The organism is Candidatus Hydrogenedentota bacterium (assembly GCA_016791475.1).
GTDB lineage: Bacteria > Hydrogenedentota > Hydrogenedentia > Hydrogenedentales > JAEUWI01 > JAEUWI01.
Window position 1 is genome coordinate 1 of sequence record JAEUWI010000388.1, and the last position, 558, is coordinate 558.

At 58.1% G+C, this 558-nt stretch carries 1 protein-coding gene; it reads right to left on the reverse strand.

Annotation, left to right across the window (positions count from 1 at the left end):
• Positions 1-26: 26 nt before the first annotated feature.
• A partial coding sequence (locus JNK74_29835) for a DNA polymerase III subunit alpha (GenBank protein MBL7650371.1) occupies positions 27-558 on the reverse strand: 532 nt, incomplete at its 5' end.

A 558-nucleotide genomic window follows, 5' to 3' on the forward strand; every position in this document is an offset into this window, starting at 1 on the left:
TCTTTCACTTCGGGCAGGGTGATCTCTTAGATGATGCCGGTCGCTGAGCCGAAGAGACTCATTTGTCCCGCATCGGCGGCGCGGAAGTGATTGCTGGAGATGGCGACGATACGGTCAAGCGAGGCGAGCAGGGAGGCGCGGTTGCCGAACGAATCGAGTGCGCCCACTTTGATGAGGCTTTCCAGTGAACGTTTGCCCACGGCGCGCAGGTCTACGCGGCGGGCGAAGTCGTTGAGGTCTGTGAATTTTCCGTTGGCGCTGCGTTCGTCAATGATCGGCTGCACCGAATTTTCACCGACGTTCTTGATGGCGCCCATACCGAAGCGGATGTTAGGTTTGCTATCTACGTCTTCAATGCTGAAGTCCCACATCGAAGAGTTGATGTCCGATTGCAGAACGGGCACGCCCATCGTACGCGCATCCGCGACGTAGAAGGCGATCTTCTCCGTCTGCCCCGCCGAAGCGGACATGAGCGCGGTCATATACTCGGCGGTGTAATGCGCTTTGAGATACGCGGTCTGAACGGCGATGACGCCGTAATCGGCGGCGTGAGATTTG